Origin of the sequence: Corynebacterium sp. UMB10321 (assembly GCF_030228725.1) — a bacterium.
Classification (GTDB): domain Bacteria; phylum Actinomycetota; class Actinomycetes; order Mycobacteriales; family Mycobacteriaceae; genus Corynebacterium; species Corynebacterium pseudogenitalium.
Genome location: NZ_JASOZC010000001.1, coordinates 209,131 through 222,752 on the forward strand (window position 1 = coordinate 209,131; position 13,622 = coordinate 222,752).

General features: G+C 61.7%; 14 protein-coding genes and 1 pseudogene. 8 read left to right on the top strand and 7 right to left on the bottom strand.

Annotated features, from left to right (window positions below):
* Positions 1 to 54 precede the first annotated feature (54 nt).
* From QP752_RS00940 to QP752_RS00950, 3 genes are read left to right on the top strand one after another with little or no spacing between them, the layout of a single operon-like run.
* On the top strand, positions 55 to 795 hold the full coding sequence (locus QP752_RS00940; RefSeq protein WP_070975727.1) for a hypothetical protein: 741 nt from the start codon (positions 55 to 57) through the stop codon (positions 793 to 795).
* Between the two features lie 12 nt (positions 796 to 807).
* The gene (locus QP752_RS00945) at positions 808 to 1,071 is read left to right on the top strand and encodes a hypothetical protein (RefSeq protein WP_070975729.1); all 264 of its coding nucleotides are present in this window, start codon (positions 808 to 810) and stop codon (positions 1,069 to 1,071) included.
* A gap of 57 nt (positions 1,072 to 1,128) precedes the next feature.
* Complete coding sequence (locus QP752_RS00950; RefSeq protein ID WP_143000823.1) at positions 1,129 to 1,692, top strand: hypothetical protein; 564 nt, start codon at positions 1,129 to 1,131, stop codon at positions 1,690 to 1,692.
* A gap of 247 nt (positions 1,693 to 1,939) precedes the next feature.
* On the opposite strand, the gene QP752_RS00955 is transcribed toward QP752_RS00950, so the two are convergent.
* Positions 1,940 to 2,617, bottom strand: a complete 678-nt coding sequence (locus QP752_RS00955; protein ID WP_070614954.1) for a TetR/AcrR family transcriptional regulator — start codon at positions 2,615 to 2,617, stop codon at positions 1,940 to 1,942.
* Positions 2,618 to 2,708: 91 nt separating this feature from the next.
* Between QP752_RS00955 and QP752_RS00960 the strand changes: the two genes are divergently transcribed.
* Positions 2,709 to 3,938, top strand: coding sequence for an MFS transporter (locus QP752_RS00960; RefSeq protein ID WP_070495012.1), 1,230 nt, complete (start codon positions 2,709 to 2,711; stop codon positions 3,936 to 3,938).
* A gap of 247 nt (positions 3,939 to 4,185) precedes the next feature.
* On the opposite strand, the pseudogene QP752_RS00965 reads toward QP752_RS00960, so the two are convergent.
* A pseudogene (locus tag QP752_RS00965) lies at positions 4,186 to 5,057 on the bottom strand (Abi family protein).
* 171 nt (positions 5,058 to 5,228) lie between these two features.
* Here QP752_RS00965 and QP752_RS00970 point away from each other — a divergent pair.
* Complete coding sequence (locus QP752_RS00970) at positions 5,229 to 5,456, top strand: hypothetical protein (RefSeq protein ID WP_256020512.1); 228 nt, start codon at positions 5,229 to 5,231, stop codon at positions 5,454 to 5,456.
* A gap of 278 nt (positions 5,457 to 5,734) precedes the next feature.
* On the opposite strand, the gene QP752_RS00975 is transcribed toward QP752_RS00970, so the two are convergent.
* Positions 5,735 to 6,637: a 1,4-dihydroxy-2-naphthoate polyprenyltransferase gene (locus QP752_RS00975; RefSeq protein ID WP_284804017.1), complete on the bottom strand. Its 903-nt coding sequence runs from the start codon at positions 6,635 to 6,637 to the stop codon at positions 5,735 to 5,737.
* A 48-nt stretch (positions 6,638 to 6,685) separates the two neighbouring features.
* On the opposite strand from QP752_RS00975, the gene QP752_RS00980 reads away from it, so the two are divergent.
* A complete protein-coding gene (locus QP752_RS00980) occupies positions 6,686 to 7,525 on the top strand; it encodes a glycosyltransferase (protein ID WP_284804018.1) in 840 nt (279 codons plus the stop codon).
* Here the strand turns inward: QP752_RS00980 and menE are convergent.
* The 3 genes from menE to QP752_RS00995 all read right to left on the bottom strand — a co-directional run bounded on the left by menE (position 7,522) and on the right by QP752_RS00995 (position 10,089).
* Positions 7,522 to 8,649, bottom strand: coding sequence for an o-succinylbenzoate--CoA ligase (menE, locus tag QP752_RS00985; RefSeq protein ID WP_284804019.1), 1,128 nt, complete (start codon positions 8,647 to 8,649; stop codon positions 7,522 to 7,524). The genes QP752_RS00980 and menE overlap by 4 nt on opposite strands.
* Positions 8,650 to 8,655: 6 nt before the next feature.
* Positions 8,656 to 9,870 carry an ATP-binding protein gene (locus tag QP752_RS00990; RefSeq protein ID WP_070477439.1) on the bottom strand — a complete coding sequence of 405 codons (1,215 nt, stop codon included), beginning with the start codon at positions 9,868 to 9,870 and terminating at the stop codon, positions 8,656 to 8,658.
* Between the two features lie 81 nt (positions 9,871 to 9,951).
* On the bottom strand, positions 9,952 to 10,089 hold the full coding sequence (locus tag QP752_RS00995; RefSeq protein ID WP_168161606.1) for a hypothetical protein: 138 nt from the start codon (positions 10,087 to 10,089) through the stop codon (positions 9,952 to 9,954).
* Positions 10,090 to 10,371: 282 nt separating this feature from the next.
* Here QP752_RS00995 and QP752_RS01000 point away from each other — a divergent pair, with 282 nt between their 5' ends.
* A complete protein-coding gene (locus QP752_RS01000) occupies positions 10,372 to 11,994 on the top strand; it encodes an ABC-F family ATP-binding cassette domain-containing protein (RefSeq protein ID WP_246814891.1) in 1,623 nt (540 codons plus the stop codon).
* Positions 11,991 to 13,232 carry an MFS transporter gene (locus QP752_RS01005; RefSeq protein ID WP_070477443.1) on the top strand — a complete coding sequence of 414 codons (1,242 nt, stop codon included), beginning with the start codon at positions 11,991 to 11,993 and terminating at the stop codon, positions 13,230 to 13,232. Before QP752_RS01000 ends, QP752_RS01005 begins: the two co-directional genes overlap by 4 nt.
* A gap of 118 nt (positions 13,233 to 13,350) precedes the next feature.
* Here QP752_RS01005 and QP752_RS01010 read toward each other — a convergent pair whose 3' ends face one another.
* Positions 13,351 to 13,482: a hypothetical protein gene (locus tag QP752_RS01010; protein WP_255365778.1), complete on the bottom strand. Its 132-nt coding sequence runs from the start codon at positions 13,480 to 13,482 to the stop codon at positions 13,351 to 13,353.
* Positions 13,483 to 13,622 lie beyond the last annotated feature (140 nt).

Below are 13,622 nucleotides of genomic sequence, written 5' to 3' on the forward strand. Positions count from 1 at the left end.
GTTACCACCAAGGCGTGGAACACCACCCAAGCCCCCAAGGAGGAGACAAACCACATGTCGGATGAAAACACCACCCCCGCAGAACTCGCACAGCAGGCCGCTGACAAGGCGCAGCAAGCCCAGCACGACACCGAGCAGGGCAACTACACCCAAGCCGGTGAACACCTAGGCGAGGCGCAGGCCAACGAGGCGGACGAAGCCGTAGACCTTGACGCGCTACGTAAGCAGCTCGCCCGATACGAAGCGGAAAACCGCAAGTTGAAGAACGAGAACGGCGACCGTCGAGTGAAGGCGAAGCAGGCGGAAGAACAGGCAGCGACGTTGAAGAAACTCGCGCAGGTACTCGGTTTTGAACCGTCCGACGAAGACCCGGAGGAACAAATCAAGCAGGCCAAGGCCGCCGCGCAGGAACGAGAAGCCGAGCGTGACAAGCTCCAGGCCGAACTCGACCGAATGCGCGAGGACAACACCCTACGCAAGCTGGCGAAGGAAAACGGGGCAGACCGCGACATGCTTGTGCCGTATCTCCGTGGTGTAGGTGATCTCCCGCAGTGGGGCAGCGACGAGTGGGACAGTAAGGCTGGCGAACTCGTCACCAACACGCTCAACTCATTTCCACAGTTCAAGGCGGGTGGGGTAGCACCCCGCACCAGCGGAACCCCCGCCCCACGAACAACAACGATGGCCGAATCCTCACCGCCGATGACCTCGACCGCCTGTACGCACAGGGCAAGTTTGAGGAAATCAACAATGCAGTGGAGGAAGGCCGTATCAGCCGCTAAAAGTTTCCACTAAGAGGAACACACTATGGCAACTCCACAGTCCCACAAGAACTGGGATCCGGTAATCGGCCCGATTGTCGCGTCTGAGCTCATGCAGCCGCTCCGTCAGACCTGGGCATTCGCGCAGGAAGGCGTGACGAACCGCGACTTTGAGGGCGAAATCCGCGGTAAGGGTGACGAGGTTGTTGTCACCAACCTTAGCCGTCCCACCATCCGTAAGTACGACGAGTCCGAAGACACGGTTGTTGAAGACCTTGAGTTCGGCGACCGCAAGTTCAAGATCGACTAGGGCGATTACTTTAACTTCAAGATTCCGCTGGTATCTTCCGTCCAGTCTGCTCTGGACGTGAAGCCGGAGGCAGTCAGCGAGGCAGAGGAAGGCATGTCCGAGCAGGTCGATACCTACATCGGCAAACTCATGAAGGACGGCGTTCGTAAGCAGAACCAGGTGGGCAAGCTTCCGTTGGATATTGATTCCAAGGATTCTTTCTCCGTGCTAGTGAAGTTGCGTAAGAAGTTGAACGCTACCCACGTTCCGAAGACTGACCGTTTCGTGATGGTTGGCCCCGAGATGGAAGCGGCGCTGCTGCACGACGAGCGCCTGGACAAGGCAGTGAACAACAGCAATCTCTTGAACGGTGAGATTGGTCGCCTGCTCGGGTTTCGCATCATTTCCGCGCCGACGGTGCCGACGGTGGCGGGCCGTGAGGTGGTCATTGCGGGCCACCCGATGGCTACCCCGTTCGGCTACCAGATCACGGAGGTGGAGGAATCGTCCATGCTGCCGTTCCGTTTCACCCGTGCGATTACGGGCCTCCAGGTGTACGGCGGTTCCGTGATCCGCCCGGAGGCGCTGGCGACGGCTGAACAGGATGTGGTGGAGCCGACCACGGCGGGTGCTACCGAGTAGACGCTAGCCCGTAGCAGACAGCGAAGGGGGTCAGGGTGTGTGCCTTGGCCCCCTTTACCCATACCTGGATGAAGGGCACACCATGAATAATCCGTATCAGGAAGAACTACTTAACCGTCTCCGTGACCATGAGAACGCGGGGGTGAACGTGAACTGACCCGGCTTATCAACTGGGGTACATCCGCTGTGTTGAAGTACACAGCTGTGCGGGCGCTCACTAAGACGATGATTGAGAAGTGGGTCAGAGTTAAGGCAGCAGGGTGTGTTCGATGCCGTCTAGGATCACATCGATGACGAGGTCGTAGTATTCCTCGGACATCGCTTCTTCTTCATCAGGGTGTGAGAGAGGCTCCAGGTAAGAGTTGACAATACTGGTCAGTCCAACAGATTGAGCCATCATAGGCTCAAGCCTGACAAGCATTTCGTGCAGGTTGTGGCGAGGCTGGATTTGATTGGATGCGCGCAGGTTTCTCGCTCCGATCGTGTGGATGATCGAGTTCGCGATAATTGTGTAGGCCACAGGCGAATTGTCACCAAACCCAGCTTCTTGTAGTTTGGCCCAGGCTCCATCGATCATCGGCAAAAACTGTTCGGTGAACTTGCCCCGCGCGAACCTGTCGGTAATCCCCGGATATGCTAACAATGCGGGGCGTAGATTGTGAGCCATAGCTCGAAACCAGGCTTTCCATTCAAGGTCCGGGTCGGGAACTTCAATCCCGACACATACCCGGTCTACAACAGCATCACAAATGGCTTCCTTGTTTGGAAAATAATGATAAATCACTGAGGGAACCACGCCCAGTTCACGGGCAATGTCCCGTACTGACCATCCCTCAACGCCACTGATCGCGCTTAACTGTACAGCTTGTTTGACAATCAGCTCGCGTGATAGCCCAGCCCTTCGCCCCGTTGGCACAGTGTTCATAAGGTGACCCTAACTTATTCCTTGACCCTTACTAGAACACCATTCTACAATATCCCTAAGTGAAACAGTGTTCTAGTAATGGAGTGTAGTGATGCCCGACCCTCGTAGTAATAAGCCGACACAGAGCTCTATTGATCCAGGAGCGCAAGCGAACCTGGTAGTGGGAATCGTTTTTCTCGCCTTTATGGGGCAAATGATTCTCAATCCGATCATCGCGCCACTGTCACGACAGATGGGATTGCGGGAATGGCATATTGGCGCCACTATCTCTTTGGCAGCGATTGTACTAGCGAGCTTGAGTGCTTATTGGGGGCGAGCTTCCCAACGTGTCGGCGCTAAACGTGTACTCGCTGCCGGGCTTGTGATCGCGATCATCGCTTTGAGCGCCTTCGGTATTGTCTCCTACCTGGGGATGAACCAGGTAGTTGGCGGTGTCGGACTAGTTTTTGGTGTTGTGATCACTCGTGGTTTGCTCTATGGTGGAGGGATTTCAGCGATCGCCCCGACCGCGCAAGCCCACCTGGTCACGCATGCTGCCAGCGAGAACGGGCGGGTAAAAGCACTGGGCATGATTGGAGCGGCTCAAGGGATGGCCTCCATTGTTGGAGGTGTTACTGGAGGTGTGTTAGCCGCTGCTGGTGGCCTGCTCTTGCCCTTGGTGGTCATGCCCGTTGTGATGGTGATTGGTCTGGTTGTTCTCTTGGTGAGTTTCGCACCTCAAAGCCGAGGGCAACTTTTTGCAAAGCCTCAACGGATTCGCTTCACTGATCCGCGTGTAGCTCCCTGGCTAGCAACTGGTCTGGTGATGTTTCTTGTGTTTTCTTCTGTTGCTACGATTTTTGGATTCACTGTCCAAGACCGCTTCGCCCTGTCGGCAACTGCGACCGCAGGTATTTCCGCGATTTACCTGACCATCATGGGCGTGACCATGATCATTGCCCAAGCGGTGATTGCTCCAAAGACAGGGTGGGGAGCAGCGAAGCTTTTACGTACTGGTCTGGCCATTACACTAGTTGCAACTGTGCTCATTTGGCCTACCTCCTCGCACGCTTTACTGGTTGTCGGGTGTATCGTGCTGGGGGTAGGTATGGGACTGGCGATGCCCGGGTACAACACTGGCCCAACCTTGAAGATGAGTGCAGATGAGCAAGGCGCAGTGGCTGGCATCATCAACGCTAATAATGGGTTGGCGTACGCGATTGCCCCGCTGGCTTCGACCGCCCTTTACGGGTGGAACCCGCTGGCACCCTTCGCCGTCTGTATCGCCTTGATTGCAGTGGTCGTCATCTACGCCCACACCGCACCCGCACTACGCCAATAACTATGAGCGTGCCTGAAGTAGCCGTTCCATCACGTTATCCGCAGGAGTCGGCCCCGAGTAGTCCACCAGCGAGTTGGCTTTGACGACGCTCTATGTCAAGTGGTTGTGAGTCAGATTTATGGTTAACAATGCATCATCAATGCACACGGCGTCGGTGCCGTTTTACTTGTCGTGCGGATAACGTGATCGTGACTTTTGCAGGCAACCCAGTCGGTGTTTTTGGTCGCGCGGTAATGAACCGCAAGGATTAGACGCGCCAGAGAGGCAACTCACGCCGGTTGTCAGGTGCGCCTGTGCGAGAAATCGGCACGATGGGATTGTGCGGGTAAGTGTCGAACAGCTTCGGCATCCGGTCGGCTGGGGACAAGCCCAGTTGGCGGTGCAAGTATTGGATAAGGGAGAGCTGCCCGAACACGCGATTCATTCCTTCAGCTACCGGAGCCAGCCTGACGTCATTGTTCAGTTTCGGTTTGATGTCGTAAACGCGGTTGAGCATCCTCGCATGATGAGCTGCGTAGTTGCGCAGAATATTCAAGGATTTCAGCCACGATTCAAGCTGAGGACCGGTTAGGCCGCAGGGTTGGGCAATCCGTTTGCGCACGATATTGGGCGACATGCCGTACAGGTATGACAGCATTCCCCAATCCATGATTTCGACGGCCGCCCAGATGGGTAGAGTCCCGCCATATTTGGATTTGTGGTGGGTGACGAAGTCCTCCTTCGACGCTTTCAATGCCGACTGGTACTTTCTCACCCATACCTCATGCACGCTACGCCCGTCTTTGTTTCGCTGCCGTGCCCGGGCGTTCAAACGTTGAGGATCCAAATAGATCAGCGGGTCAAGGCGGCCCAGTTCGTGACCGAGCTTGGTTCGAATAGCCAACTCCACGCGATCAAGCTCGATGAACACGCTGTGGCGCAATTGTTCGTCAAACCCATAGAGGGCTACCACCAGGTCAAACGATGCTCCGTCAACGAATTCATCTCGGGCGGTGCCGTCGCCTTGGGAGAAACGGCGCATCAGTAGTTCAATCGCGCCAGCAGCATCTCGGCATGCTCGGGATAAAAAACGAAGACCGGCCCTGGACTCCCACCGAGGCGGGCAGCGGAACCGGTCATGTTGCTTGCAAAGCTACCTAGTTGACGACGGCGAAGCAAGAACACGGGGCACGGAGCCATCGGTACGTTCACACACCAGTGGGCTCTCTGATCCGTCCGGATTCGTCGGTCCTCGGGGGCGTATGTGCGAGAGCCTTCCTCACGCTGTGTCCGGTTTCCCCAATCACCCAGGTGACAGAGTCTGAGGCGTATGCGGGGTCGAAGCGCTGCCTGGCGGCCAGGTTCGAGTTCTTTGACCAACAGGCGTTCGATGCTGGCAGGTTCATCTACGGCACCACCAACCTCGAGACCACCATCCACGACGGCACGAAGCTGCTGGACGCCTGGCTGGACGAGGCCGACGGGATTGATATGGTCGCTGCGTTGCCATCCTCTCCGGGTTCGCCGGGCGTGTCCTGAAGAATCGTGTGTCGATTTGGAAAAGCCCAGGTCGTGTAGGTCGTGTGAGGGAATGTGGTGTCTTGTGTGAACGGCGAGTGACAATGGACGCAATCCTGCCGGTCGACCTTGGTAAAAGCCCAGTTCGCGAAAAGGGGGTTGCGTCTTTTGTCACTAGCGCGGCGAACGAGGACACCAAATTCCTAGATTTTCGCACGCCGGTTTGGAAAAGCCCGGGTCACGCAAACTGTGTGAGGGAATTTGGTGCGTAGACCCCGCAAAACCACAAAGAACCAGCCCTACGCGTACGGGACGACCATCCCGCCGAACGCCAGCGCAACGGCCGTGAGCACGGCCCAGGCCAGCATGGCCTTGCCGTTGAGTCCAAGGACCGGGATGAGGGCGGTGCCGGTCGCGCCGCTGCGAACCTTCAAGATGGCGGCGATCGCCAGGGGGAGCGCCACCAGTCCGACCAGGGCCGGCGCGTACACCAGGGCCAACAGCACGCTGACTACGAACGGGACGCAGGTCAGGACGGTGAACAGGGTGCGGGCGCGGCTGTCGCCGAGGCGGACCGCGATGGTCTGCTTGCCGGAGGCGGAGTCGGTGGGGATGTCGCGGATGTTGTTGACTAGGTTCACGGAGGCGGAGATCGCGCCCACCGCCACCGCGACCAGCAGGCCTTCCCAGGACAGGAACCCGGTCTGGACGAACTCGGTGCCCATCACGGCGACGAGGCCGAAGAAGATGAAGACGCTGACCTCGCCAAGTCCGATGTAGCCGTAGGGGTTGTTGCCGCCGGTGTAGAACCAGGCGGCCGCGATGCAGGCCGCGCCGACCAGGATCAGCCACCACGCCCCGGCCAGCACCGATAGGACGATGCCGAGCAGCCCGGCGACCCCGAACGCGACGAAGGCGGCCAGTTTCACATCCTTCGGTTCGGCGAGGCCGCTGGCGGTGATGCGGAGGGGGCCGGAGCGGTCGTCGTCGGTGCCGCGGATGCCGTCGGAGTAGTCGTTGGCAAAGTTCACGCCGATGATCAGCGCCCACGCCACAAGCAGCGCGAGCAGTGCGCGGCCCAGGTGGGCCTGCGCGGTAAAGGCGGCGACGCCGGTGCCGGCGATGACGGGGGCGAACGCGTTTGGCCAGGTGTGCGGGCGGGAGGCTTCCCACCACGCGTGCAGGTTGGGTTGTGCAGTCATGGTTTCCATCATGCCCCGTATCCGGGCTGTCGGCTAAAGTGGTGCGCCATGTGGGTCGATTATGTGGCGCGGCAGGCGGTGGCGCAGGTAGGCGCGGCGCTGCGTTTGCCGTCGTTGCGGATGGCGGTGCGCTCCGGGCGTCTGGAGTTCCCGGCCGCGGGCCACACCGTGATCAGCCTGACCTCGCACGGCTCCCGCTTATCGACGGTCCATCACACCCTCGCATCGCTGTTGGTGGGGACCCGCCGCGTGCCCACCATCCTGTGGCTCGACGCCGTCGACTACCACGCGCCCTGGCCCGAGCCGCTGCGGGAGCTCGTGGAGTGCGGCCTGCAGGTGCGTTGCTCCGACGGCCAATACGGCCCGCACACCAAGTACTACGGCACGTTCCGGCAGCTCGCGGGCGCAGGCATCAGCGTGATCACGGTCGATGATGACGTGTTATACCCGCGGTGGTTCGTCGAAAAGCTGGTGGTGGATCCGCTGGCGGTGACGGCCTACCGGGCCCACGAGATCGCGCTGGCGGGCGGCGGGTTCGCGCCGTATACGCAGTGGCGCAGCGTGCGCACCACCGCGCCGAGCCCGCGACACTTCGCCACCGGCGTCTCCGGCGTGGCGTACCCACCCGCGATGGTGGACTTCGTCGCCGCCCAGGGCGACGCATTCCAACGCGCCGCCCCCAGCGCCGACGACGTGTGGCTCAACATGTGCGCGGTGCGCTCCGGGCACTTCGTGCGCCAAGTCTTTGACAAACCGAAGGAGTTTCCGCTGGTGCCAGGTTCGCAGTCGGTGGCGCTGGTGCGCACAAACCTGCGCGGGGGCAACGACGCCCAGCTCGCCGCAAGCTACAGTGCCGAGGACATCAGCGCGGTCGTCAACGCAGGCTAGAACAGGTCGCGCACCGCGGACCGGTCCACCTTACCCGGCCCCAGCAGCGGTAGCGCCGCGACGCGCTTGAGTTCCTTCGGTACCTGCCACCGTGGCAGGTCCTGCAGGGCATCCATCACGTCCGGCACCTGCGCCTCACCCGCAACCGCGGCGCAAATGCGCTGGCCGAAACGCTCGTCCGGCACGCCCACCACGCACGCGTCCGCCACGCCGGGCACGCGCAGCAGGAACCGCTCCAGCACCTCCGGCTGCAGCTTCAGCCCACCCGAATCAATCACATTATCGACGCGCCCTTCGACCGTGAGGTGGCCGTCGACAAGCTGGCCTGCGTCTGAGGTGCGGAACCACCCCTGCTCGGCGAAGTCGGGGTGCTCGGGCTGGTTGCGGTAGCCGCGCGCGACCATGGGCCCGCCGAGCCAAATGCGGCCGTCGCGGATGCGCACGTTGGCGCCGGCGATTGGCACCCCGTCGTAGACGCAGCCGCCGGAGGTCTCCGAGGAACCGTAGGTGGTGACAACGTTGATGCGCAGCTTCGCCGCCGAATCCAGCAGCGCCGGGTTGGTGGCCGCTCCGCCGACGAGCACCGCGTCGAAGCTGCGCAGCGCGTCGATGCCGGTGAGCGTGGACATCGCCTTGTCCAGCTGCAGCGGGGTCAGCGCTGTGTAGCAGCGGTCCCCGGTCGCCGCGATCTCCGCGGTGCGGGCCGCGAACTCATCCACGTGGAACCCGCGGGTGAGGTCCACGAAGGCGGGTTCGACACCCGCGACCATGCTGCGCACCAACACCTGGATGCCCGCGATGAACGCGGCCGGCATCGCCAACAGCCACTGGCCCGGCCCGCCCAACGCCTGGTGGGTGGCGTCCGCGCTGGCAATCAGGTTCGTCGGGGTCAGCAGCGCACCCTTCGGGGTGCCCGTAGACCCGGAGGTCGCTACCACGAGGGCGACGTCGTCGTCGATCGGCTCACCCACACCCTGTGTGTTGCGCAGCAGGTTGGCGCGCGCCGGGTCGTTCGTCGGCACCGGCAGCAGGGCGCGCTGGCCGGTCAGGGCCTCCTCGAGGGCAGGCAGGATCGCCAACGGATCGGCAGGGTTAACGGGCAGGAGTTCCAGCAGCTTCGTCACGAAGCGTTAGTCTAGCGCCCCGCCCGCAAGCACCTCGATGGCGTCGCGCCACATGACGTTGCCGGTGTCGGGGGCGAAGCGATCCGTCGTTACAAGGATGCAGCGGGATCCGGCGGGCAGTGTGTCGAACGGCGCGAGTTCGCGCGCGAGCGTTGTGGGTTCGGTAACCGTGAGCGCCACCTGGATGTAGAGTGTGCGCTGTCCATCATTGGCGATGAAATCGATCTCCCCACCGGGCACCTTGCCGGTGGAAACCTGGTAGCCGCGGCGGCGAAGCTCCAGGTAGAACATATTTTCCAAGTCGTGGCCGAAGTTAAAAGCGCGAGAGCCCAGCAGGGCTGTGCGCAGACCTGGATCGACGAAGTAGAACTTACCGTTCGTACTCAGCCATCGCTTGCCCTTCGTGTCGTAGTCCCGGCACTGATAAATAAGGTGCGCGTCCGACATCAGGCCGAGGTAGCGGTCGACCGTCTCGCTCGACGCCTTGAGCCCCTCGTGCTTGAGGTGGCCCACGATGCGATTCGTAGACACCGGGTTACCTGCATTATCGAAGAGGAAACGGGCCACACGTAGGAAAGCGTCGGTGTCGCGGATCTGGCCGCGCAGCGAAATGTCGCGGGTAAAGATGGAATCGAAGAGGGAGGAGTTCGCCTGACGAATCACCACCGGGTCCGCGAGCTGCACCGTGGCGGGGAAGCCGCCGATAGTGACCCACTCCTGAAATGCGTGATCAAGCCCAGGGCGTGCGTCCGCTGGGTAGCGGAACTCCATGAATTCCGCCAGGGAAAGTGGCAGCATCGGGATCTCGATGTAGCGCCCCGCTAGATAGGTCAGCGACTCGCCAACGAACAGGGAGGCGTTGGAGCCGGTGACGCAGATCTCCAGCTGCTCGTTGAGCCGCAGTGAGTTGATCACGCGCGCCCAGTCCTTCAGCTCCTGCACCTCGTCAACGTGGAGGTAGCGCAGCCCCTGTGCGAGCCGTTGCGTAACGGTGTCGTGGAAGGTGGTCGGGTTCCGCAGTGTGGCGTTGGCCTGATCCTCGAAGTTGACCACCATGATGGCGTCTTCCGGGGTGCCGTGCTCGCGCAGGTGGCGGCGGTACAACTCCAGGAGGGTCGACTTCCCGCAGCGGCGCACGCCGGTGATGATGCGTACGAAATCGTTATCGGTGACTGCCAGCAGGTTATCCAGGTACTGCTGCCTCGGGTGCAGGACTCTCATGAGTTTCGAGTATACCGGAAACTATCTCCAAAACAGGCAAGAGTTTCAGATATACTTGAAACCGCGCAGCTGCCCGCGCAGCTACCGGCCCAGTTCGTGGCTCAGCGCCTCGAGCTCCCCGCCGCCAGCGATGGCGCCTCCGCCTGTCGGCGAGCATTCGCCCAACACCGCCACAACAAGGCATAACACCGAAACGACCGCCTTCCTGGACTTCTTCATTGCCAAAGTGTGAACCACCGCATTCGGGTGCGTCAAGCGGACTAGACGTATTGACCGGAGGTTGTAATTAATTTGTCGGGATCCGCCACGCTGGGTAAGCTCTGCCTCATGTATTCAGGCATCGCTTCCATGAAGCTGCGTTCCGCCCGCTGACGGCGGCGGGACCCCTTCTGACCTCTCGTCTGCCGTCCTGGCCATCTGCCGGGCGGTCATTTAGTGCTGCCCGGCTCCATGACGAGCTGAGAGTACGAAATGCCAATTACACCAACCTTGCGGTCATGTGTGTGGAATGGAACGCCCCGCGGGCCAGTCGCACACATCCGTGCCGAATCAATCCACATCACCTTGGGAGACAGGCACCTCCTGAACGGGCTGGATGTCACCGTCTCCGCCGGCTCACGCCTGGCGATCGTCGGCGACAACGGCCGTGGTAAGACCACCTTGCTCCATATCTTGGCGGGGCTCCTGACCCCTGACTCGGGAGTAGTGACCCAGATGGGTTCCCTCGTCCTGGTCAAGCAGGACATGCCCACTGAGGGCAACCGCACCGTCGGCGATCTCATCGCCGAAGCGACAGCTCCCTCCAGGGCTGCACTTGAGGCACTCGACGTGGCGAGCGCAGCACTCGCCGCAGGAAACGACGCGGCCGATGCCTATTCCGCAGCGCTCGAGACCGCCACGCTATTGGATGCCTGGGATGCAGAAAGGCGCGTGGACATCGCACTTGCAGGCTTTGACGCTTGCAGCGACCGCGCCCGCAAACTGTCGACCTTGTCGGTCGGGCAACGGTACCGGGTCCGGCTTGCCGTCGCACTTGGATCGACCCCTGACCTGCTCCTGCTGGACGAGCCCACGAACCACCTCGACGCTGCAGGACTGTCCTTCCTAACCGAACGACTGCGTGATCACCCCGGTGGTCTGGCTCTGGTCAGTCACGACCGCGCCCTGCTGTGTGATGTGGCGACCACCTTCCTGGATCTCGACCCGACCCGAGATGCCGTGCCGCGAACCTACTCGGGTGGCTACCAAGGCTGGATTGAAGGTCGCCGACGAGAACGCCTCGTGTGGGAACAGGACCACGCCGCCCAGGTCGCCCGGCACAAGGAACTGACACGCGCTGCAGCCGAGGCACGCTCCCGCCTGTCTCAGGGGGGATGGAGACCTGACAAGGGCACAGGCAAGCACCAACGCGCCACACGCGCTGCTGGAGTGGTTCAAGCCTTCAACCGACGTATAGAAGACCTGGAACGTCATGAGATCGACGTGCCGGCACCGCCACTGCGTCTAGCGTGGCCCGCCTCGACAACTCGTGCCGGACAGAGCATCATGAACGCCACCGAAGTTACTGTGAAGGACCGGTTGGACACTCCGGTGTCGGTTGACGTGGACGGCGGTGACCGGTTGGTGGTCACCGGACCAAACGGCGCGGGAAAGTCCACCTTGTTGGCAGTTCTTGCACAGCGTCTGGCCCCCACCACGGGACATGTGCGAGTGAACCCGACAGCGCGCATCGCTCTGCTGTCTCAAGAGGTCTCCGACTGGGATCACTCCAGCTCCGCACACGAGGTCTACGAGGCGTACCTAACAAAGCTGGGCCGCCGATCTCAGGCGCCTACTCTCGGCTCGCTCGGGCTGCTCGAGGCCTCTGCAACCAACACGCCCGTGGGGCGCCTGTCGCAAGGACAGCAACGCCGACTTCACCTGGCCATGTGTCTGGCCCAGGACCCAGACCTGCTGCTCCTGGACGAACCCACCAATCATCTGTCATCGAACCTCGTCGACGACATCACCACCGAGCTTCAACAGGCCTCCTGCGCGGTGATCGTCGCCACCCATGACCGGCAGATGCTCCGCGACTTTACCGACTGGCCCCATCTGAACCTTGACTTGAAGGAGATGCTATGAACCCGCTTCACCCCTTGACCATCCCCACGTACCGCCAGTTGTTCGTAGCGATGGTGCTGACCATCTTCGCCCAGGGCGCCTGGGCCCTCTACCTGACCATGCAGACCCTCGACCTGGGCGCCACGCCCGCCACCCTGTCGGGTGTCGTGGCCTGGAGCGGCATCGGCCTGCTTGTGGGATCCCTCCCAGCTGGCGTAATTGCCGACCGGATCCCCAACAAGTCCGTCATCGTGGGTGTGTTCGCCCTGAACCTCGCCATCGCGACCGCGACGTCCACAGCAGCAATCCTCGACTTTGTCACCTTCTGGATGCTCGCGGTCTCCGCATTCATCATTGGCGCTTCAACCGCCTTCTTCTTCCCCGCCTACACGGCACTGGTGCCAGTCCTGGTGGATAGCGACGACCTCATGGCCGTCAACGGCCTCGAAGGCGCCACCCGTCCCTTGGTCGGACAGGCACTTGCGCCCGCCGTCGTCGGAGCGGTCATCGGCGCAAGCATGCCCGCCGCTGGCGGGTACCTCATCGCAGCAGCAATCGGACTTGGCCTGCTCGCGGCCCTGCGGCTTCCCACCCCCACCCGTGCCGAAACGGAGGCCGATGCTGACGCTGCGGCCGACTCACCGATCACCGACCTGCTCGATGGCTTCCGCTACGTTTCCCGCACACGCTGGGTCCGCTCCAGTGTCCTGTTCGCGGCCGTTATGGGACTGGTCGTGACCGGACCACTCGAAGTCCTCCTACCCGCTCTTATGCGCTCCTCGCATGACAATGGACCTGCTCTCTACGGGGCCGTCCTGGCTGCCCTCGGCGCGGGCGGGTTGGTGGGCTCCCTGCTGGCGGGGTCGTGGCGCACACCGGAACGCTTCCTGCCCGCAATGGTCGGCGTTTGGGCGCTCGGATGTCTGTTCTTGTCCATTCCGGCGCTCACCAGCAATCCATGGGCCATCGGTGCAGGACTCGCGTTCTACGGGGCGCTGATCGGGATCGGGATGGTCATCTGGGGAACAGTGCTCCAAGAGCACGTCCCCTTGGAGATGCTCGGCAGGGTCGCCAGCCTCGACTTCTTCATTTCCATCGCCTTCATGCCTTTGTCCATCGCTCTCACCGGACTCTTCAGCCGCTTCATCGACTCCAGGACTCTGTTCATCACCGCCGGCCTGGTGCCACTGGCCATGGCAGCACTGCTCCTAGCCCTGGGTCAACTCAAGATGCCGCAGAAGACGCTGGCCGAGGCATGAGAGACCTAAGACACACGAACATCATCCTCACACCTCTCCACCGCTTTGCTACCGCGGCGAGCTCGGCGGCTGGTTGCACTGGGTTTTCACGATTGACCAACGTTTGAGGTCAGTACAGCTAGAACACCTCGGCGATCAGCAGCATGGCCGGCAGCGCCAGGAAGATGGTCAAAAACACGGTGTCGCGGTAGTGGGTGGCGGAGGGGGAGGTTGCTTGGCGACGATCCTTCGGCCTGCGCCAGCAACCCACAAATAAACACGTCCACGAGCCATGCCCGGCTACGGGCGAACACCTCCTCTGCCATGTCTGGCAGCAGGGTGCGCTGGCCCGCAAGCACCCCGATGGCGTCGCGCCACGTGACGTTGCCGATGTCGGGGGCGAAGCGATCC

Excerpts from the sequence above, each read along its gene's own strand:
- QP752_RS00955 (WP_070614954.1), bottom strand. The coding sequence starts at position 2,617 with ATGAACACTGTGCCAACGGGGCGAAGGGCTGGGCTATCACGCGAGCTG.
- QP752_RS00945 (WP_070975729.1), top strand. The coding sequence starts at position 808 with ATGGCAACTCCACAGTCCCACAAGAACTGGGATCCGGTAATCGGCCCG.
- QP752_RS00995 (WP_168161606.1), bottom strand. The coding sequence starts at position 10,089 with ATGAAGAAGTCCAGGAAGGCGGTCGTTTCGGTGTTATGCCTTGTTGTG.
- QP752_RS00960 (WP_070495012.1), top strand. The coding sequence starts at position 2,709 with ATGCCCGACCCTCGTAGTAATAAGCCGACACAGAGCTCTATTGATCCA.
- QP752_RS01005 (WP_070477443.1), top strand. The coding sequence starts at position 11,991 with ATGAACCCGCTTCACCCCTTGACCATCCCCACGTACCGCCAGTTGTTC.
- QP752_RS00980 (WP_284804018.1), top strand. The coding sequence starts at position 6,686 with ATGTGGGTCGATTATGTGGCGCGGCAGGCGGTGGCGCAGGTAGGCGCG.
- QP752_RS00990 (WP_070477439.1), bottom strand. The coding sequence starts at position 9,870 with ATGAGAGTCCTGCACCCGAGGCAGCAGTACCTGGATAACCTGCTGGCA.
- QP752_RS00975 (WP_284804017.1), bottom strand. The coding sequence starts at position 6,637 with ATGACTGCACAACCCAACCTGCACGCGTGGTGGGAAGCCTCCCGCCCG.
- QP752_RS00940 (WP_070975727.1), top strand. The coding sequence starts at position 55 with ATGTCGGATGAAAACACCACCCCCGCAGAACTCGCACAGCAGGCCGCT.